At 66.1% G+C, this 19,621-nt stretch carries 20 protein-coding genes; 11 read left to right on the top strand and 9 right to left on the bottom strand.

The features are described 5' to 3' along the window. Nucleotides 1-391: 391 nt before the first annotated feature. Nucleotides 392-1,441, bottom strand: a complete 1,050-nt coding sequence (locus ACXMYJ_RS26205) for a LacI family DNA-binding transcriptional regulator (protein ID WP_443188656.1) — start codon at nucleotides 1,439-1,441, stop codon at nucleotides 392-394. 312 nt (nucleotides 1,442-1,753) lie between these two features. On the opposite strand from ACXMYJ_RS26205, the gene ACXMYJ_RS26200 reads away from it, so the two are divergent. The 11 genes from ACXMYJ_RS26200 to ACXMYJ_RS26150 all read left to right on the top strand — a co-directional run bounded on the left by ACXMYJ_RS26200 (nucleotide 1,754) and on the right by ACXMYJ_RS26150 (nucleotide 11,876). Further along, the gene (locus tag ACXMYJ_RS26200; RefSeq protein WP_460359271.1) at nucleotides 1,754-2,635 is read left to right on the top strand and encodes a carbon-nitrogen hydrolase family protein; all 882 of its coding nucleotides are present in this window, start codon (nucleotides 1,754-1,756) and stop codon (nucleotides 2,633-2,635) included. Nucleotides 2,636-2,645: 10 nt separating this feature from the next. After that, nucleotides 2,646-3,692, top strand: coding sequence for a hypothetical protein (locus ACXMYJ_RS26195; RefSeq protein ID WP_260754800.1), 1,047 nt, complete (start codon nucleotides 2,646-2,648; stop codon nucleotides 3,690-3,692). A gap of 40 nt (nucleotides 3,693-3,732) precedes the next feature. Continuing rightward, the gene (locus tag ACXMYJ_RS26190; protein WP_260754799.1) at nucleotides 3,733-4,563 is read left to right on the top strand and encodes an ABC transporter ATP-binding protein; all 831 of its coding nucleotides are present in this window, start codon (nucleotides 3,733-3,735) and stop codon (nucleotides 4,561-4,563) included. Further along, nucleotides 4,560-5,390 carry an ABC transporter permease gene (locus tag ACXMYJ_RS26185; RefSeq protein WP_260754798.1) on the top strand — a complete coding sequence of 277 codons (831 nt, stop codon included), beginning with the start codon at nucleotides 4,560-4,562 and terminating at the stop codon, nucleotides 5,388-5,390. The genes ACXMYJ_RS26190 and ACXMYJ_RS26185 overlap by 4 nt, the downstream gene beginning before the upstream one ends. Beyond that, the gene (locus tag ACXMYJ_RS26180) at nucleotides 5,390-6,151 is read left to right on the top strand and encodes an ABC transporter permease (protein WP_260754797.1); all 762 of its coding nucleotides are present in this window, start codon (nucleotides 5,390-5,392) and stop codon (nucleotides 6,149-6,151) included. Before ACXMYJ_RS26185 ends, ACXMYJ_RS26180 begins: the two co-directional genes overlap by 1 nt. A gap of 81 nt (nucleotides 6,152-6,232) precedes the next feature. Continuing rightward, the gene (locus ACXMYJ_RS26175) at nucleotides 6,233-7,306 is read left to right on the top strand and encodes an ABC transporter substrate-binding protein (RefSeq protein WP_260754796.1); all 1,074 of its coding nucleotides are present in this window, start codon (nucleotides 6,233-6,235) and stop codon (nucleotides 7,304-7,306) included. Between the two features lie 33 nt (nucleotides 7,307-7,339). After that, nucleotides 7,340-8,323 (top strand): amidohydrolase family protein, encoded by a 984-nt coding sequence (locus tag ACXMYJ_RS26170; RefSeq protein WP_260754795.1) that lies wholly within the window; start codon nucleotides 7,340-7,342, stop codon nucleotides 8,321-8,323. Between the two features lie 16 nt (nucleotides 8,324-8,339). Beyond that, nucleotides 8,340-9,581, top strand: a complete 1,242-nt coding sequence (locus ACXMYJ_RS26165; RefSeq protein ID WP_260754794.1) for a flavin-dependent oxidoreductase — start codon at nucleotides 8,340-8,342, stop codon at nucleotides 9,579-9,581. Nucleotides 9,582-9,583: 2 nt separating this feature from the next. After that, nucleotides 9,584-10,357, top strand: a complete 774-nt coding sequence (locus ACXMYJ_RS26160) for a maleate cis-trans isomerase family protein (RefSeq protein WP_313901334.1) — start codon at nucleotides 9,584-9,586, stop codon at nucleotides 10,355-10,357. Next, a complete protein-coding gene (locus ACXMYJ_RS26155) occupies nucleotides 10,354-11,025 on the top strand; it encodes an isochorismatase family protein (RefSeq protein ID WP_260754793.1) in 672 nt (223 codons plus the stop codon). Before ACXMYJ_RS26160 ends, ACXMYJ_RS26155 begins: the two co-directional genes overlap by 4 nt. Further along, on the top strand, nucleotides 11,022-11,876 hold the full coding sequence (locus tag ACXMYJ_RS26150; RefSeq protein WP_460359270.1) for an alpha/beta fold hydrolase: 855 nt from the start codon (nucleotides 11,022-11,024) through the stop codon (nucleotides 11,874-11,876). Before ACXMYJ_RS26155 ends, ACXMYJ_RS26150 begins: the two co-directional genes overlap by 4 nt. Before the next feature lie 81 nt (nucleotides 11,877-11,957). Here ACXMYJ_RS26150 and ACXMYJ_RS26145 read toward each other — a convergent pair whose 3' ends face one another. The 8 genes from ACXMYJ_RS26145 to ACXMYJ_RS26110 form a co-directional block, all read right to left on the bottom strand. Beyond that, nucleotides 11,958-13,589: a solute symporter family protein gene (locus tag ACXMYJ_RS26145; protein WP_260754791.1), complete on the bottom strand. Its 1,632-nt coding sequence runs from the start codon at nucleotides 13,587-13,589 to the stop codon at nucleotides 11,958-11,960. After that, a complete protein-coding gene (locus ACXMYJ_RS26140) occupies nucleotides 13,586-13,936 on the bottom strand; it encodes a DUF485 domain-containing protein (RefSeq protein ID WP_260758242.1) in 351 nt (116 codons plus the stop codon). The genes ACXMYJ_RS26145 and ACXMYJ_RS26140 overlap by 4 nt, the downstream gene beginning before the upstream one ends. Nucleotides 13,937-14,148: 212 nt before the next feature. After that, nucleotides 14,149-15,891, bottom strand: a complete 1,743-nt coding sequence (locus ACXMYJ_RS26135; RefSeq protein WP_460359269.1) for a sodium/solute symporter — start codon at nucleotides 15,889-15,891, stop codon at nucleotides 14,149-14,151. After that, nucleotides 15,888-16,262 (bottom strand): DUF485 domain-containing protein, encoded by a 375-nt coding sequence (locus ACXMYJ_RS26130; protein WP_260754789.1) that lies wholly within the window; start codon nucleotides 16,260-16,262, stop codon nucleotides 15,888-15,890. Before ACXMYJ_RS26130 ends, ACXMYJ_RS26135 begins: the two co-directional genes overlap by 4 nt. Next, on the bottom strand, nucleotides 16,252-17,049 hold the full coding sequence (locus ACXMYJ_RS26125; RefSeq protein ID WP_460359268.1) for a LytR/AlgR family response regulator transcription factor: 798 nt from the start codon (nucleotides 17,047-17,049) through the stop codon (nucleotides 16,252-16,254). The genes ACXMYJ_RS26130 and ACXMYJ_RS26125 overlap by 11 nt, the downstream gene beginning before the upstream one ends. Before the next feature lie 3 nt (nucleotides 17,050-17,052). Beyond that, on the bottom strand, nucleotides 17,053-18,282 hold the full coding sequence (locus ACXMYJ_RS26120; RefSeq protein WP_260754787.1) for a sensor histidine kinase: 1,230 nt from the start codon (nucleotides 18,280-18,282) through the stop codon (nucleotides 17,053-17,055). A gap of 85 nt (nucleotides 18,283-18,367) precedes the next feature. After that, entirely contained in the window at nucleotides 18,368-18,808 is a 441-nt protein-coding gene (locus tag ACXMYJ_RS26115) for a hypothetical protein (RefSeq protein ID WP_260754785.1), read from the bottom strand. Further along, entirely contained in the window at nucleotides 18,798-19,304 is a 507-nt protein-coding gene (locus ACXMYJ_RS26110) for a pyridoxamine 5'-phosphate oxidase family protein (RefSeq protein ID WP_460359267.1), read from the bottom strand. The genes ACXMYJ_RS26115 and ACXMYJ_RS26110 overlap by 11 nt, the downstream gene beginning before the upstream one ends. Nucleotides 19,305-19,621 lie beyond the last annotated feature (317 nt).

The raw sequence follows: 19,621 nt of genomic DNA, 5'->3' as shown, positions 1-19,621 counted from the left end.
CTTGCACCGGAAGTGCCTTTCGAAGTTGTGCCGATAAGTGCGTAGGAACACTCATCATCACAGTTCAAAGGGCACTTTCCTCATTCCGACACCCGATGACCAGCCAATTCATCGGCGGATCGAGGCTAAGGACTGTCGGCGGGTCTGCGGTTGCCGGCTCGGCATGCGCGGCCAGACGCATCGTTCATGACGTGACCACTCAGCGCGGAAACGCCGGATGCCGGCCTTTGTGCTGGAGAATGACCACCACAACTGGGCGTGGATGCGCGACGGGGAAGAAGTCCCAGGCCACCGCCGGCACGTCGCACGCCGACGGCGCTCGCAGGCAGTCACGGGCCCACGGTGCGGTGGAGAATCGCCGGGAGTTCAGGCGTTAAGAGCGGCTCGTATGTCAGCCGGTGGTGGACTCGCGAACGATCAGTTCGGTGGGCAGTGTCGTCGACAGTGTCGGTAGGCCGTGCAGGAGCGTCAGCAGCGTCTGAACTGCGCGAACGCCCATCTCGGCTAACGGACTTCGAATCGTGGTCAGAGGTGTCATCAGTTCGGCCGCCACCGGCACATCGTTGTACCCGGCGACGGCGACATCCGCGCCCGGACGTAGCTTCGCTGCCCGCAGGGCACCCATCACCCCGATGGCTGAAAAGTCGTTCACCGCAAAGATCGCTGTCGGTGGGCGTCGCCGGTCCAACAGTTCGAGAGTGCCACGATGTCCGTGCTCCGAATCGAAGCCGAGCTCCAGAATGTTGGACCGCGGCACCATTGTGCCGGCCTCGGCAAGCGCGTCGACGCAGCCGGCGACGCGATCGACACTCGTGCTCGCCCACGGGGGCCCCGCAATGATTCCGACGTCGGTGTGCCCGAGTGCTGCAAGGTGTTCGCCGATCTGCCTGCCGCCGCGATAATCGTCTCCGCAGACCGACAAGTGGCCTGGGCTACGCCGGGATACCAGGACGAATCGAACCTTTCGGCGCTGCAGTTCTGCGAGATTCGTCCCGTCGAGATGGGCATCGCCGAGGATCAGCCCATCGACGCGACGCCCGATCAACAGCTCGAATCGTCTCATCTGCTCGATGGGTTCATCGTGGGTGTTGGCAACGAAGGTCTCATACCCGGCGCGATTGGCTTCACTTTCGATCGCGTCGTAAACCAGAGACAGCACGATGTCGGTCAGATGTGGCACCAGCACGCCGATCGTCGTTGATCGGTTGGTGGTCAGGCTGGCGGCGTTCGGATTCGGCACATAGCGCAATTCCTTGGCCAGAGCTGCGATCCGCGCATCGGCGGCGCTGACCTCTGCTCCCGGCACGGCGGCGCGCCGCAGCGCACGCGAGACGGTGGATATGTGGACACCCGCGGCCTCGGCCACGGTGCGCAGGGTCACTGGCCCACTGGGCGTTTCTCGCTCAACCACCAGATCTCCTCCATCGCCGAGACCGGACACGATTCAATGCAACCGTTCGCGCAAAGGTAACGCAATACTGGCACGAACCCCGGCAACAGTCCTGCGTAGCGCGTTTGGCCGCAGTGTGGAATAGCAAAAGCCTCACCTATACGGTATTTGCTGAAAGACGGTAGTGACCTGCGTCTCAAAGGCCTCTACCTGCTCAGATGGCTAAATGTTACGACGATGTTACGCAAATTTACGAACTATTGTCGAATGCAAAAATTTGCCCTTAGCGCTTGACGAGAGCCCTGGCTGCTGCCAGTCTGTGTGCCAGTCGGTTGCGCAATCGCTTGCATAAGCGTTTGCACAATGCTGGAAAGGGGCCGAATGCATCTCGCAGCTGCGCGACAGATCGCCGTGGGCGGTGTACAGCTGGATGCCGCAACCGGCCATTGGGAGCGCAACCTGGTGCGGGTCGAACGAGAACTGCGGGCCGGTCGCCGCGGAGGCATGCGACTCGTGGTGCTGCCCGAGCTGTTCAGCAACGGATACGCCTTCGACGCCGAGTACGCCGAACCGCCGCTGGGGCCCACCGTGCGCCGACTTGTCGCGCTCGCCGCTGAACTCGACCTCGTGATCGCCACCGCGTTGTATGTGCGCACGGCATCTGGGGTCTTCACCGATCGGGCCTATGTAATCGGTCCGTCCGGGGTCTTGGGGGAAGCGGACAAGGGCTACCTCTGGGGGCCTGAAGTCGGGGCGTTGACCGCGAGTGAGCAGCCAGGAGTCGTGGTGCAGACGCCCGTCGGGACTGTCGGCGTCGCCATTTGCTACGAAGCGGGCTTTCCCGAGATGGTCCGTGACCTGGCGCTCCGGGGCGCTGAAATAATCGCCGTGCCAGCGGCTTTCGGACTGCCTCGCCTTCACGCGTGGGAACTGATGACCCGCTCGCGAGCACTGGAGAACGGGTGCTTCCTGGTTGCTGCCGGTCTCACCGGACGTGACAGTCGAGGCAACGAATTCGCCGGCCACAGCCGGATCGTCAGCCCCCGAGGCGAGGTGATGTCCGGCCTCGACCGGGAAGAGGGGATGGTGAACTCCGAGGTAGATCTCGCAGATATCGACAGGGCTCGCTCCGAAATCCCCTATCTGCACTCGCTTGCCGTGCGCGGTTCGGCCAAGAGCGCCGCGGCAGCACGGCTCGACCCAGCAGTACCGACGTCCGAAAAGCCAGAAATAGTACTGAACTAAGGATGCTTCAATGATCGACCTTGAAGGTGTAGACCTCGTATCGGCATTCCGTCGTGAACTCGAGCTGTGCAAGGTTCATGCCGGCGAGCACGTGGTGATCCTTTCCGAACCCAGCAGCAGGTCCGATTATGTGACCGCCACCTTCGCGGCGGCCAAGTCGCTGGGGGCGCACGTCATCTCGGCAGTGGTCCCGGGCGGTTCGGCGGCCCCCACCCCCTCGACCCATACCGGTTCGGGTCCCGGTCTGGTCTCCGTGCTGCAGGACACCGTCGCCCAGGAACTGCTGAAGAACGCCGACCTGGTGGTCGACCTCACCCGCGAGGGCTTCATCCACGCCCCCGCTCAGCAGTCCATCCTGGCCGCCGGCACGCGCATCATCTTCGTCTGCGACGCGCCGGAAGTCCTCATCCGCAACATGCCGACACCCGGCGACAAGGACCGTGCACTGGCGGCCGTCGCAGCGGCCGAGGCCGCCGCGACCATGGTGGTGACCTCGTCGCACGGCACCGACCTGACGGTCGACATGGCCAATGCGCACCCCGGGTTCCAGACCGGTTTCGCCGACGATCCGGGCCGTTGGGACCATTGGCCGTCGACGATGATGCTGTGCTGGCCTCAGGTCAGCGAGGGAACGATCGTGCTCGCGCCCGGCGACATCCTGCTTCCGTTCAAGGAGTACGTGCGCGACGCGGTCCGGTTGTCGGTGGTGGCCGGTCAGATCGAGAAGGTCAGCGGCGGTGGCGAAGCGGCGATGTTGGAGCAGTACTTCATCGATTCCGACGACAAGTGGGCGCGCTACCTCAGCCACATGGGCTGGGGGCTGATGCGGACCGCCGACTGGTTCGCCACCGCGATGTACTCCAAACACGAGATCATGGGCATGGACGCCCGCGCCTACGCGGGTAACTTCCTCTGGTCGACCGGCCCGCATCCCTACCTTGGGCGGGATTCCTACGCACACCTCGACATCGCCATGCGCGGCTGCACCATCGAACTCGACGGTGCACCAGTTGTCGTCAACGGATACCTGATCGACGACGAGCGGGCTCACTCATGACCAGGCCGGCGGCACTTCACTTCGTTTGGAAAGGTTCACTATGACAACGCAACTCGACACAGGCCGGCCCGACGAAGGACTCAATCACGCGGCGCAGGTCGACATCCAGAACGTGAGCCTGACGTTCGAGACCAAGCGGTCGGGGCGGGTGCAGGCGCTGGAGGACTTCAGCCTCACCATCGAGCCGGGCACGTTCTGTTGCATCGTCGGCCCCAGCGGATGCGGCAAGTCGACTCTGCTGAGGATCATCGACGGCTTGCAGAAGCCGGACTCGGGGCGAGTGCTACTCAACGGCAAGACGATCGAAAAGCCGACCCTGGACATCGGATTCGTGTTCCAGCGCTACAACCTGCTGCCGTGGCGCACGGTGCTGGCGAATGTCGAGTTCGGCCTGGAGAACCTGGGTGTGCCCAAGGAGAAACGCCGCGAGACGGCTACCCATTGGATGAAAGTCGTCGGCCTGGAGGGCTTCGAACAACACTATCCGGGGCAACTGTCCGGCGGTATGCAACAGCGGGTCGGTCTGATCCGGGCGCTGGCGATCGATCCCAAGATTCTGTTGATGGATGAGCCGTTCGGTGCGGTCGATGACCTCACGCGGATGAAGCTGCAGGAAGAACTGCTCAATCTGTGGGAGCGGGACAACAAGACCGTCGTCTTCGTCACCCATGACATCGAAGAGGCCCTCTACCTCGCCGACAAGGTGATCGTCATGAGCGCCCGCCCCGGACGGATCAGCGAGGTGTTCGATGTCGAGCTGCCCCGGCCTCGCAATCCGGAGATCCGGGCACTGCCGGAGTTCGCCAAGCTCAAGGGTGAGGTCCTGCGCTGTCTGCACCTGACCGGTTCTGCCGGAGAGGACCACCAGTGACGGTCACCGCGGTCGAGGAGGCTGCAGGCCCATCGGGCGCGCCGGGTACCCAGCGCAGGCGACCACCGATGTCGAAGAAGCGCAAGCACTTCTGGCTCCGCGTCGTGGCGTACGGCGGGATTCTCGGGGTGTGGCAGATCACGGCCATGATCCAGGGCCCATTCTTTCTGCCGACCATCCCCGAGGTGCTGGCCGCGATGCCAGAACTGGTCAGCGCGGGTTACGCCGCCACGCTGGCGATCAGCATCCAGCAGCTGATCATCGGATTCGCGCTGTCGCTGGCCATCGCCATCCCGTTGGGCGCCCTGATGGGAGCCTCGAAGGTCGTCGATGCAGCGCTCACCCCGTTCGTCAACGCGCTGTACGTGACCAGCAAGGAGTCGCTGCTGCCGCTGCTGATCATCATCTTCGGTGCACAGCTCGGCTACCTGGTCTCGGTGGTGGTCTTCTTCGCGGTGTTCTTCCCGATCATGAACACCGCGGCCGGGGTCCGGTACGTGGAGGGCTCGCTGTCGGAGATGGCGAACGCCTTCTGTACCAGCAAGTGGCGCATGTACACCCGGATCTACCTGCCGGCGGCCGCGCCGTTCGTGGTGGCCGGCATCCGCCTCGGTCTCGGCATGGCGATCAAGGGAATGGTGATCGCCGAGCTGTGGATCTCTATCGGAACAGGCCACCTGCTGCGGCAGTTCGGTGCGCTGCGTGAGCTCGATCTGTACTTCGCCCTAGCCATCCTGGTGATCGCCATCGCGTTGTTCGCAGACAAGATCCTCTATCTGATCGAGACCCGGCTGTTCCGTGGCACGACGAAGGCCGGAGGCCAGTGATGAACAAACTGGAATCGAAATACGGCCTGATGGCCGTCTCGGTGAGCGCGGTGCTGGCGGCACTGATCATCTGGCAGATCGCCGGAACATACGGCGGCCTCTTCTGGCTCCTGCCGCCGTCGGAGATATTGTCCGCCACCTGGTCGGAGACCATCAACGGCGCGCTGCCCGCCGCCGCCGCCCAGACGCTGCTGATCGCCCTGATCGGTGTCGTGGTCGGCTCGGTCCTCGGCGTGGCAGTCGGCGCGCTGATGGGCTACTACGACGCGTGGAACGCCGTGCTCGATCCGCTGGTGAAGATCGGCTTCGCGGCGCCGCTGGTGATGCTGGTCCCGGTGATCTCGATCTATTTCGGGATGGGCACCACGGCGAAGATCGCCTTCACCGTGCTGTTCTGCATCTTCATCGTGATCATCAACACCGCAGCGGGTTTGCGCGAGGTACCCGATGAGGTGATGGAGATGGCCCGGGCTTTCGAGGTCACGCCGCGCGCCATGATGGCGCGGATCCTGATCCCGTGGGCCGGGCCCTACATCCTGACCGGCATCCGAATGTCGGTGGGCCGCAGTATCCAGGGCGCGCTGATCGCCGATCTGTTCCTGCGAGCGGAGGGCCTGGGTCTCTACATGATCAAGGCGGGGAGCTCGTTCGAACTCGATCATCTGTACGCGGCCGTCCTGGTGCTGACGGTCCTGGGGGCGCTCGTCATGTCCATGGCGAAAGCCGGCGAGAACCGGCTGCTCGCATGGAAGACCGCCTGACGTAACGGGTCCGGCGACGTCGACGGACCCGGATCTGGACCAACCCTCTAACCCACACCCTCCCAACGATTAGGAGCCATCATGACCTCAGCAACCCGTACCTTCAATCCTCGTCCGTGGGCCATCGTGGCGGCCGCGTGCGTCGCGGCTTCCGCCGCCGCCTGTTCCAGCTCCAGCCCCCAGGAGCAGGCGGACGCCAGCGGAAAGCTGCGTTCGGTCCAGGTGGCGTGGAGCACCTCGGGCGATGCCTACGTGCCGCAGGCGCAGGGCCCCTGGCGGTTCGGCGAGCAGTTCGGTCTCGACCAGAAGAAGGACGACATCACCGAGCTGTCCTCTCATGCCACCGCGGTGCAGCTGCTGCTCTCGAACCGCGCGGAGGTCGTGACCGGATCCTTCACCGCGTTCGTCAAGACGATTCAGCAGGGGCACGATCTGCGGCTGTTCTGCCCCATCCAGGGTGCGCTGACCGACGAGGTGGTCGGCATCGGTGACGTCACCAGCATTGAACAGCTCACCGATCCGAATGTCGCTGTCGCCGTGGACAGCCCGGGTGGCCTGGTGGACCACGTGTTCAACCACGTGTTCGCGGCCCACGACATGGACATCGTGGTCGCCGACCTGCCCAACGTGCAGATCCTCGAGGACGGCGGCCTGCGGCTCGCGGCGCTGGCCTCCGGTGAGGCTCAGGCCGCGGTGCTCGACCCGTTCGAGATCGCTCAGCTCAAGGCGCAGCGCGACGATGTCAACACCCTCAGTGTCGTTGCCGAGGACATGAACTCGGTGGGCTTCGTCTACGCCGCCACCAAGGAATGGCTGGACAACAACCAGGATCGTGCGGCCGCATTCTGCGCCTCGGTACTCGAGGCCAACGAGGTGGCCCTGGAGGACTTCGAATCCTACACCGAGTGGTCCAACGAGGCGATGGATCCTGATCCCGCCAAGGACACCCTGGAGGTGAACTGGAACCGCGCCAACGAGTTCGCGGTGTGGCCCACCGACATCTCGACACTCTCGCCCGAGACGGTCAGGACCGACCTCGAGGTCGCCGTGCGCGCCGGACAGCTCGATCAGTCCGCGCTGGATCTGAGCTACGAGGACATCGTCGACATCAAACCCGCCGAGAAGGCTGTCGAACTGCTCAACGAGCAGCAGTGACACGCCTTGCCGGAAGAGAGGATCACCCATCTGATGATCGTTGACAGCCAATGGCATTGGCACCCGCCGGCGTTGATCGATCTGCACCTGGGGCGCGCCGACTACCCGCGCGCCTCGCGGACCGACGAGGGCTACTTGTACGAGGTCTCCGCAGACGAGATCTGGAAGTACGACGCGCGCCACACGGATCTGGACTTCCAGGTCGAGGTACTCGACAGCTCGGGTATCGACACCGCGGTGGTCAGTGCGTCGATCGCGGGTGACCTGAGCGACCGCGATCACGGCGAGGCTGCCGAGCTGTGCACCTTGCTCAACGAGGAGATGCACCGGGCGGAGGTGACATATCCCGACCGCTTCATCGGCCTTGCCCACCTTCCGTTCGGCGACGTGGACGCGGCCATGAAGGTCCTCGAGGACGCGACCGGCCGGTTGAAACTCAGCGGGATCATGGTCCCCGGCAACGTCGCCGGGGAAACCATTGCCACGGAACGTCTTTACCCGTTGTACGAGATGGTCGAGGATCTCGGGGTGCCGCTGCTGCTGCACCCCACCCGCGCCTTCCGGTCACCCAAGGCGCTCCCGTACCGGATGGAGGTCTCGCTCGGCTACATGTTCGACACCAGCTTCGCGACGATGGGATTGATCGTCGGTGGCGTCCTGGACCGGTTCCCGAACCTCAAGATCGTGCACCCGCACGCCGGCGGCACCTTGCCCTACCTGCACGGGCGCCTGGAGGTGTACCGGACCAAGGGGTGGTGGCCCGACATGAAGCGGTCCTTCCGGGAGTACCTGCAGACCCTCTACTACGACACGGTCTGCAATGAGCCCGAGACGTTGGAGCTGCTGATGAAGATCGTGCCGGCAGAACAGATCCTGTTCTCGACGGACTTCCCCTACTTCTCCTCCCGCAAGGCGCTGGAGTTCGTCCGGGCGAACGTGCCCGCCGAGCACCTGCCTGGCGTGCTCGGTGAGAACGCGCTCCGGCTTTTCGGCCGTATCACTCCACAGGCCTCATAGAAAGGTGGCAACTTCAATGGTCGATGACCGAATCGTCATCGTCGGCGGCGGAATCGCCGGACTCAGCCTCGCCCTGCACCTACATCAGCGGGGTATCGCGTGCCACGTGTACGAGGCGGCTCCCGCGTTCCGGCCACTCGGCGTGGGGATCTCGCTCCTGCCGCACGGCACCAAGGCCCTGGTCGAGCTCGGACTTCTGGACGAATTACGCAAGCGCGCAGTCATTTTCCAGGAATCCTGCTTCGTCACCGGCAAGGGGCAGTTCGTCTACACCGACCCCGCGGTCTCGGAGTACCCGCAGTTCCTGATCCATCGCGCCGATCTGCACGAAGTGCTCTACGACGCCGTGGTGCAGCGACTCGGCGCCGACGCCGTGACGCTGGGACACACCAGCACCGGAGTCGAGGAGGCCGCAGACGGCGCCGTCGTGCACTTCGTCGACTCGCAGACTCGGGAACCACTGCCCTCGCAATCGGGTCGTGCCGTGATCGCCTGCGACGGAATTCATTCCAGCATCCGTGCACAGTTCTATCCCGACGAGGGCGAACCCGTCTTCACCGGTGTGAACATGTGGCGGGGGACCACCATCCACCCGCCGATCGCATCGGGTGGTTCGCACCTGCGGATCGGCACGGTCGACCGCGGCAAGATGGTGATCTACCCGATCCGCAATCTGCCGGACGGCAATCAGTTGGTGAACTGGGTCGCGGAGATCCGCCAGGAGGAGTCCGGTCCGGTTGACTGGAGCGTCGCGGGACGGGTCGAGGATGTGCTGCCCACGTTCGCGGACTGGACGTTCGACTGGCTCGATGTGCCGGCGCTGATCAAGAATGCCGAGGCCATCCTCGAGTATCCGATGTCGGACCGGAACCCGGTCGACCGATGGACCTTCGGGCACGTCACTCTGGTCGGAGATGCCGCACACGCGATGATCCCGCGCGGATCCAATGGCGCGATGCAGGCGATTCTCGACACGGTCGTCCTCGCCGAGGCGATCGCCGAGGAGCCCTATGTGGCCCAGGCCCTCGTCCGGTACGAGCTGACCCGCCGGGACGTCGTCAATGCGCTGGTCCTGAAGAACCGCGTGACCCCGCCGGATCACCTTATCGAGGTGGTGGAGACGCGCACGGGTTACCAACGCTTCGAGCGGGTCGAAGACGTGATCACGACCGAAGAGATCCGGGCGATCCTGGACAGCTACAAATCCGCGGCGGGCTACAACAAGGCGACGCTTGCCCAGGCATCGAGGAGCGCTTGACCATGACCGTGCACCACATCGGCATGATCGTGCCGAGCTCGAACCTGACGATGGAGACGGAGCTGCCGCGCATGCTGCGGGCCCGGCACCAAATCGTCCCCGAGGACGATTTCGTCTTCCACACCAGTCGGATGCGCATGCAGCACGTGACGCCAGAGGGATTGCGTGCGATGAATGCCCAGACCGAGCGGGCTGCGCTGGAGATGGCAGACGCCCGCCCGGACGTCGTTAGCACGGCGTGCCTGGTCGCGATCATGGCGCAGGGCCCCGGTCACCACTGCGTCGCGGAGGATCAGATCACCGCGACGTTGCGCAGCGAGGGCTCCGACGCCCCGGTGATATCCAGCGCCGGAGCCCTTCTGGAGGGAATCGGGACGCTTGGCGCGCGCAGGGTGGCCATCCTCACGCCCTACCTCAAGCCGCTCACGAAGCTCGTCGTGGACTACATAGAGGACACCGGTGTCGAGGTGGTCAGCGCGCACAGCCTTGAGATATCGGACAACCTTGCAGTGGCGCGTCTGGATCCGATGGACCTGCGTGAGCATTACAAGAAGTTGGACCTGAGCAATGCCGATGCGCTGGTGCTGTCGGCCTGTGTCCAGATGCCGTCGCTGGCGGCGGTCCAGCCGGTGGAGGACGAGGCGGGACTGCCGGTGCTGACTGCAGCGATCGCGACGACATACTCGATGCTGAGCCGGCTGGGACTGCGAGCGGTGGTTCCCGACGCGGGCCGACTGCTCAGCGGTGCCTTCGACACCGAAGGTGTCGCACCATGACCGGCCGCTACGGTGCGGCGACCGACGACACCTACGACCAGGCCGGTTTCGGGGCCGCGGTGCGCCGCGGCCGGCGGCCGGCGATCCTCGTCGTCGACCTCAGCCGCGGCTTCACCGAGTCGCAGTTCCCGACCGGCGCCGATCTCACCGACGTCGTCACGAGCACCGCACAGCTAATCGGGTCCGGTCGAGCGGCAGGTGTGCCGGTGGTGTTCACCACGATCGCCTACACACCCGCCGAGATCAACGGATCGGCAGTGACGTGGCTGGCCAAGGCGACCGGCATGCGAAACCTTCGGGTCGGCAGTCCGGAAGCGGCGCTGGATCCCAGATTGCCGTTGCGCGAGGAGGATCAGCAGATCGTGAAGAAGGGGGCGTCCGCGTTCTTCGGCACCCCGCTGGCGTCCTTTCTGGTGGCCTTCGGCTGCGATACGGTGCTGATCTGCGGGGCCACCACCAGTGGCTGCGTCCGTGCGACCGCGGTCGACGCCGTTCAGACCGGCCTGTCGGTCCTCGTCGTCCGCGAATGCGTCGGCGATCGCGCCTCCGGTCCTCACGAGGCGAACCTGTTCGACATCCAGGAAAAGTACGGCGACGTCATCTCTTTGGATGAGGCGATCGGGTACCTGGGTGAGTTGCCGTCCGCGACCACGGTGAGTCCGTCGTGACGGGCGGCTCCGACAAGCGGTGCGTGCGCCAAGACGCATTGGCAGATCTGGCCGATGTCCCTGCGGTCAGCAGGTGGGTACGCTCGGCGGAGCTTCGTCTGCACGTGCTGGACTACGGCGGGGATCTTCCCCCGGTCCTGATCCTGCCGGGCATCACCAGCCCGGCGATCTGCATGGACTTCGTCGCGCGCCGGCTGACCGACCTGGTGCGGCCCATCGTCGTCGACATCAGGGGGCGTGGACTGTCCGACGACGGTGACGACTACGGTCTCGAGGCCTATGCCGAGGACACCGAGGCCCTCATCGGTGGACTCGGGCTGGATCACCCCGTGCTGCTGGGACATTCGATGGGTGCCCGGATAGCCGCGCTGACGGCTGCGCGGGCCAAGGTCCCGGTGCGGGGCACGGTGTTGGTCGATCCGCCGACGAGTGGGCACGGTCGGGATCCCTATCCCACGACCCTGGAGATGTTCCTCGCTCAGCTGATCCAGGCGCGGAACGGGACGACCGCCGATGAGGTGGCGCAGTCGTGGCCGCGGTGGCCCCGGCGCGAACAGGAACTGCGGGCCAGGTGGCTGTCCAGTTGCGCCGAGGAGGCCGTCACCGCCAGCCATCGAGGCTTCGAAACCGAGGATTTCTTCGCGACATGGCCCGCGGTCCCGGCGCCCACCGTCTTCGTCTACGGCGCACAGAGTCCGGTGGTGCCCGCCCCGAGCGTGCGGGAGGCCGAGCAGGCCAACCGGCATGCCGAACTGGTCGAGGTGCCGTCCGCCGGGCACATGGTGTTCTGGGACAACCCCGATGCCGCCCTGGAATTGGTGCGGCGTGCGCTGTCTGCCATCCTCGCCTGACGGCATCGGCCGAACGCGAACCGGCGGCGGTGGTTCACGCGTTGTGAACCACCGCCGCCGGTCCCGGCGTTTCTCGGTCGCCTAGTGGGCGATGGCCTTCTCGGCGCCGATGCCGGTGAGCGAGCGGACCTCCATCTCGGCGGCCACCTTCGGGTCCTCGTCGTCGGGTGAAGTCAGCGTGCCGACGATGCCGAGGATGAACGCCAGCGGGATCGACACGATGCCGGGGTTGGCCAGCGGGAACCATGCGAAGTCCGCGCCGGGGATCATCGCCGTCTTCGAACCGGACACTGCCGGTGAGAAGACGATCAGCACGATGGTCGAGATCAGCCCGCCGTACATGCTCCACAGCGCGCCACGGGTGTTGAACCGCTTCCAGTACAGCGAATAGATGATCGTCGGCAGGTTTGCCGCTGCGGCGACCGCGAATGCGAGCGCCACCAGGAAGGCGATGTTCTGGCCGTTGGCCAGGATGCCGAGGCCGATCGCGAGTGCGCCGAGCACGACCGCGGTGATCCGCGAGACCCGCACCTGCTCGGCCTCGGTCACCTTGTGAGACTTCAACACCGACGCGTAGATGTCGTGGGCGAATGACGCCGACGCGGTGATGGTCAAGCCCGCCACGACCGCAAGGATCGTCGCGAACGCGACCGCAGAGATGATGCCGAGCAGGATCACCCCGCCGAGCTCGAAGGCCAGCAGCGGAGCCGCCGAGTTGACCCCGCCCGCGGCGCCGAGGATGCGGTCGGGGCCGACCAGCGCGGCAGCGCCATAGCCCAGCACGAGGGTGAACAGGTAGAACGCACCGATCAGGGCGATCGCCCACACCACCGAACGACGCGCTTCCTTGGCGGTCGGCACCGTGTAGAAGCGCATCAGCACGTGGGGCAGACCCGCGGTGCCCAGCACCAGCGCGAGCGCCAGCGAGATGAAATTGATCTGCGAGGTCAGCGAGCCGCCGTACTGCGCACCCGGAGCGAGCACGTCGCGGTCGGCCACGCCGGTAGTGGTCGATCCGCTGATGGCCGACTGAGCCGAACCCAGAATCTCGGAGAAGTTGAGCCCGAACTTCGCGAGCACCATCACCGTCATCAGGCCCGCTCCGGCGATCAGCAGCACCGCCTTGATGATCTGCACCCAGGTGGTGCCCTTCATGCCGCCCACCAGCACGTAGACGATCATCAGCACGCCGACCACGGCGATGACGAGCGATTGCCCGGCGCGACTGTTGATGTCGAGCAACAACGCCACCAGGCCGCCGGCGCCGGCCATCTGGGCCAGCAGGTAGAACAGCGACACCGTCAGCGTGTTCGTCGCCGCGGCCAGCCGGACCGGCCGTTGCTTGAGCCGGAAGCTCAGCACGTCGGCCATCGTGAATTTGCCTGTGTTGCGCAATAATTCGGCCACGAGGAGCAGCGCGACCAGCCACGCCACCAGGAAGCCGATCGAGTAGAGGAAACCGTCGTAGCCGTACACCGCGATCGCGCCTGCGATGCCGAGGAAGCTGGCCGCCGACAGGTAGTCGCCGGCGATCGCGATGCCGTTCTGCGGTCCGGAGAAGCCGCGCCCGCCGGTGAAGAACTCGTCTGCGGTGGCGTTGCGCTTGCTCGCGCGGATCACCACGACCATCGTGACGACGACGAAGAGGCTGAAGATGCCGATGTTGGCCAGCGGGTTGCCCACGGTCTCGGTCTGGGCCAGCAGGGTGGTCATTTGAGCTCACTCTCCAGTTGGGTGCGGATCGCCTCGGCGCGCGGGTCGAGTTCGCGGTTGGCGAACCGCACATACAGGCCGGTGATCAGGAACGTCGACAAGAACTGCCCCAGGCCGATGAGCAGGCCGACGTTGATGTCGCCCCACACTTTGGTGGCCATGAAATCGTGGGCGAAGGCACCCAGGATGACGTAGATCGCGTACCAAATGAGGAAAATTGCCGTCATCGGGAAGACGAAGCGGCGCAAGCGGCTTCGTAGCTCCTGAAACTCAGGGCTGGCCTGGACTTCTAGATAGCGTTCGCCGCTGATGGCTTCCGGGCGAATCGGAAGGTCTGTCTCGGACACCTTGATCTCACGCTCCTGACTGGTGTGAACCGGTTCTCGGGTGAACGTAGTTGAGATGTGGGTCACATACCCAGAGTCGATCGCGGTGACACGGCGAGGCAGGGGGAGGTTGCGGTGAGCGGTCGATCAGCAACGACGAACGGCGACGCTCATCCGGCTTTCTGGTCTTCGCGCAAGCGCTCATCCGTGCTTTCTGGTCTTCGCGCAAGCGCTCATCCGCGAGGCACTCGCTCGATTCCCATGCCCAGGTGCTCCGGCACATGCATTCGCGCGAAGGTCTGCGCCACGCCTGCCGGCGCCGTCGCGCGGGTGAGACGGCTGACCACGAGCATCGTCGCGAACGCCAGCGGCACGCTGATCGCCGCGGGGTAGCCGATCAGCACCGCCGGCCAGCCGCCCAGCCAGTCCTCGTCGACGCCGCCGGCCACCGCGACGGTCACCGCGCCGCCAGATAGCAGGCCGCCCAACGCCAGCCCCGACATCGCGCCCGCAGCGGTCAGCCCGCGCCACCAGATGCCCAGCACCAGCAGCGGGCACAACGTCGAGGCCGCCACCGCGAACGCGAGCCCGACGCTGCGGGACAACTCCAGTTCGCCGGAAGCCGCCAAAGCCAACGGGATCGGGATCACCCCGCCGATCACCGCCGCCACCCGGAAGTCACGCACCCGGCCCGGGAGCACGTCGGTGGCCAGCGCCCCGGCGAAGCTGACCAGAAGACCCGACGACGTGGCCAAAAACGCCGCGATCGCACCGGCCGCCACCAGCGCGGCCAGCAGCTGTCCTGCCGCCCCGGCGATCGCCGACCCCGGCGCCAGCAGCACCGCCGCATCGGCGGTGCCGGTGATCAGCAGCTGCGGGACATACAGCCGGGAGAAGACACCGAGCAGGGTCGGGAACACATAGAACAGCGACAGCAGCGCAATCACAGCCAGCGCTGTACGCCGCGCGGCGCGGCCGTCGGGGTTGGTGTAGAAGCGCACCAGCACATGCGGCAGGCCCATGGTGCCCAAGAACGTCGCCACCATGATCGAGAGCACCTGGTAGAGCGGATGGTGCCCGCCGAGCCCGCCACCCGAAGCGATCCACTCCGCGCCCGAGCCCGGCGTGCCTGCGACCACAGGGGTGGCCGCTCCGGCGGACAGCGTCAACGTGCTGCCCGCGCCGAGGGTGTGCTCGCCGGCCGGGCCGATCGGCGCATCGTCGACCTGTTGGCCGTCCACGGTTCCGGTCACCGAGATCCCGCTGGGGTCGGCGACCTGGACCACGACGTCGGTCTCGATCGACACCGTCGTGTCCTGTTGCACGGTCGGCGGAAGCGGGCCGCCGAGTTCGCCGCCGCGGTCGGTGAGGAACAGCCCGGCCAAAGCCAGTGCGGGGATGGCCACCGCGGTGAGTTTGAGCCAGTACTGGAACGCCTGCACGAACGTGATCGAGCGCATCCCGCCGGCGACGACGTTGGTGATGACGATGGCGCCGACGGCCAGCGGGCCGAGCCAGACCGGCGTGCCGAGAAGGGTTTTCAGCGCCAGGCCGGCACCCTGATACTGCGGGACCAGGTAGAAGACGCAGATCACGACGACCACCAGCATGGCCATCTTGCGCAGTCTCACCGACCCGAGCCGGAACTCGGCGAAATCGGGGACGGTGTAGGCGCCGGATCGGCGTAGCGGCGCCGCGACGAAGAGCAGCAGCCCCAGGTAGCCGGCGGTGAATCCGACCGGGTACCAGAGTGCGTCGGCGCCGTACTTGGCGATCAGCCCGGCAACACCGAGAAACGATGCCGCCGAGAGGTATTCGCCCGAGATGGCAGCGGCGTTCCACTGCGAACCGACGGTGCGCGACGCGACCAGGAAGTCGGATGTGGTGCGTGAGAAACGGACTCCGTACGCGCCGATCGCGACGGTGGCCACGGCGGCGAGTAGTAGGGCCGCGGCGGTCAGCGGGGAGCCGGTCATGGTTCGGAGTCGACGACGCCGACGAAGTCCCGCTCGGCCTGTTCGGCCAGCCGCACGTAGAACCACCCGATTCCGTACAGCAGCGGGTAAACAAGAACGGCCAGCACGAGCCAGTTCAACCGGACACCGAAGACGGTGATGCCGCCGAGTTCCGGGAACAGCGCGTTCAACAGCGGGATGGCGCCGATCAACGCGATCACCACGGCCGCCAGCCGCAACGCCAGGCCCAGCTGGGCGCGCATGAGTCCACGCACCAGCGCGTCGCCGACCTGCGTCTGCTCCTGCACCTCGACGCGGGTCCGCACCATCCGCGCGCCGCGCCGGTGCGCCAGTACCACCCGCTCACGCTGGGGTCGTTCACTACTGGTCATCAGCGCTCCCCGGACGCAGGCTGCGCATCGGGTTGCGTACCAGGCGGTCGCGGAGTTCGCGGGCCTGACGGCGGCTCACCGGAAGTTCGACCGCCGGGGACGCCCCGTTGGCCCGCAACCGCACCAGCACCGCGCCGTCGGCGGTACGCAGACCGGTGACGAGTCGCAGCGCAACCAGATAGGAGCGGTGCACCCGCTGGAATCCATGGTCACGCCAACGGGTTTCCAGTGTGCTGAGCGGGATTCGCACCAGATGCGAGCCCGACGCCGAATGCAGCCGGGCGTAGTCGCCCTCGGCTTCGACCCAGCCGATGCTGTCGCGGGGCACCAGATGGGTGACGCCCCCCAACTCGGCCGGGACGACACCCGAATCCGGTTCCTCACTGCCGGTTTCGTCGCGGAACGCCGCTGCGGGGGATGCCACGGCGGCCGCGCGGCGGACCGCCTCGTCGAGTCGGTCTTCGCGGATAGGCTTGAGCAGGTAGTCGACGGCGCCGACGTCGAACGCAGCGACAGCCTTGTCGTCGTGTGCGGTGACGAACACGATCGACGGCCGCTGGGCGTAGTTGGCCAGCACCCCGGCCAGTTCGATCCCGGACAGCCCGGGCATGTTGATGTCGAGGAACACCGCGTCGATCGCGCGCTGGTTCAGTTCGCGCAGCGCCGAGGTGGCGTCGCCGGCGCGGTGCACCTCAGCGACGCACGGATGCTTGCCCAGGAGATAGGCGAGCTCGTCGAGGGCGGGCGCCTCGTCGTCGACGGCGAGCACAGTGAGCGGTCTGGTCACGTCCTACTCATTTCGACCCACCCCGAACCCACCTCCACTGGCCCGTACGCCGGACCGGAACTTGGGCACCCGCATGACGACCTTGGTGCCCGCGCCGATCGCGGTTTCGACCACCAGACCGTAATCGTTGCCGAACGCGGCGCGCAGGCGATGGTCGACATTGGTCAGGCCGACATGCGCGCCCGAACCTTCGGAGGCCGCGGCGCCGTCGGACAGCGCATCGCTCGGCCCCGCGCGCAACGCGTCCGGGTCCATGCCGACGCCGTCGTCCTCGACGGTGATGACGCAGTCGGAACCTTCGTCGCGAGCGACGAGTTCGATCGACCCGCTGCCGCGGCCGGCGAAGCCGTGCCGCACCGCATTCTCCACCAGCGGCTGCAACGCAAGGAAGGGCACCACGACGTTGAGCACCTCGGGAGCGACCTGCAACGTGACCTTGAGCGCGGAACCGAACCGCGCCCGCTCCAGGGTCAGGTACCGATCGATGTTGCGCAATTCCTCAGCGAGAGTGGTGAATTGGCCGGCGGCGCGAAAGGAGTAACGAGTGAAGTCGGCGAACTCCAGGATAAGCTCCCTGGCCCGGTCGGGGTCGGTGCGCACGAACGACGCGATCGTGTTCAGCGCGTTGTAGATGAAGTGCGGACTTATCTGCGCGCGCAACGCCAGCACCTCGGCGCGGTCCAGCCGCGCCCGGGAGGCGTCGAGCTCGGCGAGCTCAACCTGACTGGCCGCATAACGCGCCACCTCGCCCACCGCGCCGAGCATTCCGGGGCCGGGGGAGCGCGTCGTGACGACCACCAGCACCCCGAGCAGGTCACCGGATTCGGCGAGCAGGGGTTGGGCCACCACAGCGACCGTCCGGGCGTGCGTCATCACGCGCCGCCCGCCCGAGATGGACTGCCGTGCAGCGCCGACGCATGCGTCCCGCACGGCGTCGTCCCACATCTGGTCGTCGGACGCGTCCTCGGCGAGAAGCTCGCCCGCACCGTCGAACAATGCCAGGCCGTCGGTGCCGGTGAGTCCGCGCAGAAACGGTGCGGCGGTGGCCGCGGAATCAGTGTCGAGGCCGCGGCGCAGCGCGCGCGCCGCGAGCGAGGCCGTGTGCAGCGCGGTATGCACGGCGCGTTCGGTGGGGGTGGCAACCACCCGTCGAGTCCGTACGGCGAGCATCACCGCGGCGACGGCCAGCAGCACCAGCACGGCCGTCAGGGCGATCGCGAGCTCGCCGGACATCTGTTTGTGCTCCTCGCTTGCGGGTGGCCCAACCTTAGACCGGTCTTCTCGCAGCCGGGAGCGTGATCCGGAACCCGAGGTGGCCTCAGAGGGTTCGCTGCTCCGCCGCGCGACGCCGAATCTCCTTGACGGAGGCCCAATTCACCGCCGGACGTGGCAGTCCGCGCTTGTCGAGGTACGTCCGTGCGGACCTGTGGATGCTGCGCAGGAACGACAGCATGTGCGATGCGGACTGCGTAGTGAAGGTCCGGCTGACGAACACCCAGCCGTCGCCGCGCCGCTCGAGCCGGCCTTTGACCTGCGCGGACTCGAGCTTCCAGAGCTTGTCGTCGTGAAAGTGGCACACCAGATTGGCCGGGCCTTCCACGGCATTGAGTTCCGGTGGCAGCGTTGCGGGCAGTTCGCCGGTAGCGGCGTCGTAGGCGCCGGTGCTGACGCGGACACTGACGGGGTAGCCCTGGGCGTCGAGCGCGGTCAACACCGCCTCCGGAAACCTGCTCAGCCGCTTTGCTGCGTCAGTCCACACGGCGCACCTCGGCGAGATCGAGTTCGTCAGGAGCGGCCGTGAAGTCGCGCGTCGGCCAGTACAGCGCGCGTCGTGGCGTCACGTAGATCAGGATGCGCATGTAGTACGACCACCACAGCCGTCGCCCTAGCCACGTTCCCCACAATGCGCCGGCCGGTTGGTGAATGAACAGCGTCTGCGCCAACGACGCCAGCTCCGGATCTGAGGCCAGATCGGTCACAATGCGGTCCTCGGCCGTGGCGTCGCCCTGGATCAGCACCGCCCCTTCAGTGGTGACACCGCTGCCGGTCGGCTCCGAGAACAACAGGCTGACCTTCGGATTGCGACGGATGTTGTAGGCCTTCTGCGGCAGCCCAATGCTGGTGCCCAACAAGAACCGGCCATCGGGGAGCAGCCGCGGGCTCACCGGCCAGGTCTGCGGCGAACCGTCACGTGCGATCGTGGTGAACTCGCACGTGAAGTACTTCTCGATGATCTCGACGGCAGCCGATGCCACAGCGTGAGTTTATGCTCGGCGCTCGGCAGGGGGCGACGAAATAGCACTAAGGGTCGCTTTCCGTGGCAGATCGACGACCCTGGTGTCTATCTCGGGAGATTTCTCGCGGGCAACCGTCTGGCCATACCGTGAACCGGCAACCGCGTTGTGGGGGAGTCGTTTTCGCGTCGTCGGTCTGGGTCGGGTGGTTTTGTCGGTGGGTGGTGTCAGGATGGGGTTATGCCCGCGAAGACCCCGGTTGGTACTGGTACCGACGGTGTGGTGCGTCAGTCGGATCGGCTGGAGGCGCATTTTGAGGAGTTGGCGGAGTTGGCCGG

It is taken from the genome of Mycobacterium sp. ZZG (genome assembly GCF_054786995.1).
Note: the sequence above shows the minus strand (reverse complement) of the source record. Positions and strands in the feature narration are given on the sequence as shown.

Excerpts from the sequence above, each read along its gene's own strand:
- ACXMYJ_RS26200 (WP_460359271.1), top strand. The coding sequence starts at position 1,754 with ATGCTGGAAAGGGGCCGAATGCATCTCGCAGCTGCGCGACAGATCGCC.
- ACXMYJ_RS26195 (WP_260754800.1), top strand. The coding sequence starts at position 2,646 with ATGATCGACCTTGAAGGTGTAGACCTCGTATCGGCATTCCGTCGTGAA.
- ACXMYJ_RS26190 (WP_260754799.1), top strand. The coding sequence starts at position 3,733 with ATGACAACGCAACTCGACACAGGCCGGCCCGACGAAGGACTCAATCAC.
- ACXMYJ_RS26180 (WP_260754797.1), top strand. The coding sequence starts at position 5,390 with ATGAACAAACTGGAATCGAAATACGGCCTGATGGCCGTCTCGGTGAGC.
- ACXMYJ_RS26175 (WP_260754796.1), top strand. The coding sequence starts at position 6,233 with ATGACCTCAGCAACCCGTACCTTCAATCCTCGTCCGTGGGCCATCGTG.
- ACXMYJ_RS26170 (WP_260754795.1), top strand. The coding sequence starts at position 7,340 with ATGATCGTTGACAGCCAATGGCATTGGCACCCGCCGGCGTTGATCGAT.
- ACXMYJ_RS26165 (WP_260754794.1), top strand. The coding sequence starts at position 8,340 with ATGGTCGATGACCGAATCGTCATCGTCGGCGGCGGAATCGCCGGACTC.
- ACXMYJ_RS26160 (WP_313901334.1), top strand. The coding sequence starts at position 9,584 with ATGACCGTGCACCACATCGGCATGATCGTGCCGAGCTCGAACCTGACG.
- ACXMYJ_RS26155 (WP_260754793.1), top strand. The coding sequence starts at position 10,354 with ATGACCGGCCGCTACGGTGCGGCGACCGACGACACCTACGACCAGGCC.
- ACXMYJ_RS26145 (WP_260754791.1), bottom strand. The coding sequence starts at position 13,589 with ATGACCACCCTGCTGGCCCAGACCGAGACCGTGGGCAACCCGCTGGCC.
- ACXMYJ_RS26135 (WP_460359269.1), bottom strand. The coding sequence starts at position 15,891 with ATGACCGGCTCCCCGCTGACCGCCGCGGCCCTACTACTCGCCGCCGTG.
- ACXMYJ_RS26130 (WP_260754789.1), bottom strand. The coding sequence starts at position 16,262 with ATGACCAGTAGTGAACGACCCCAGCGTGAGCGGGTGGTACTGGCGCAC.
- ACXMYJ_RS26120 (WP_260754787.1), bottom strand. The coding sequence starts at position 18,282 with ATGTCCGGCGAGCTCGCGATCGCCCTGACGGCCGTGCTGGTGCTGCTG.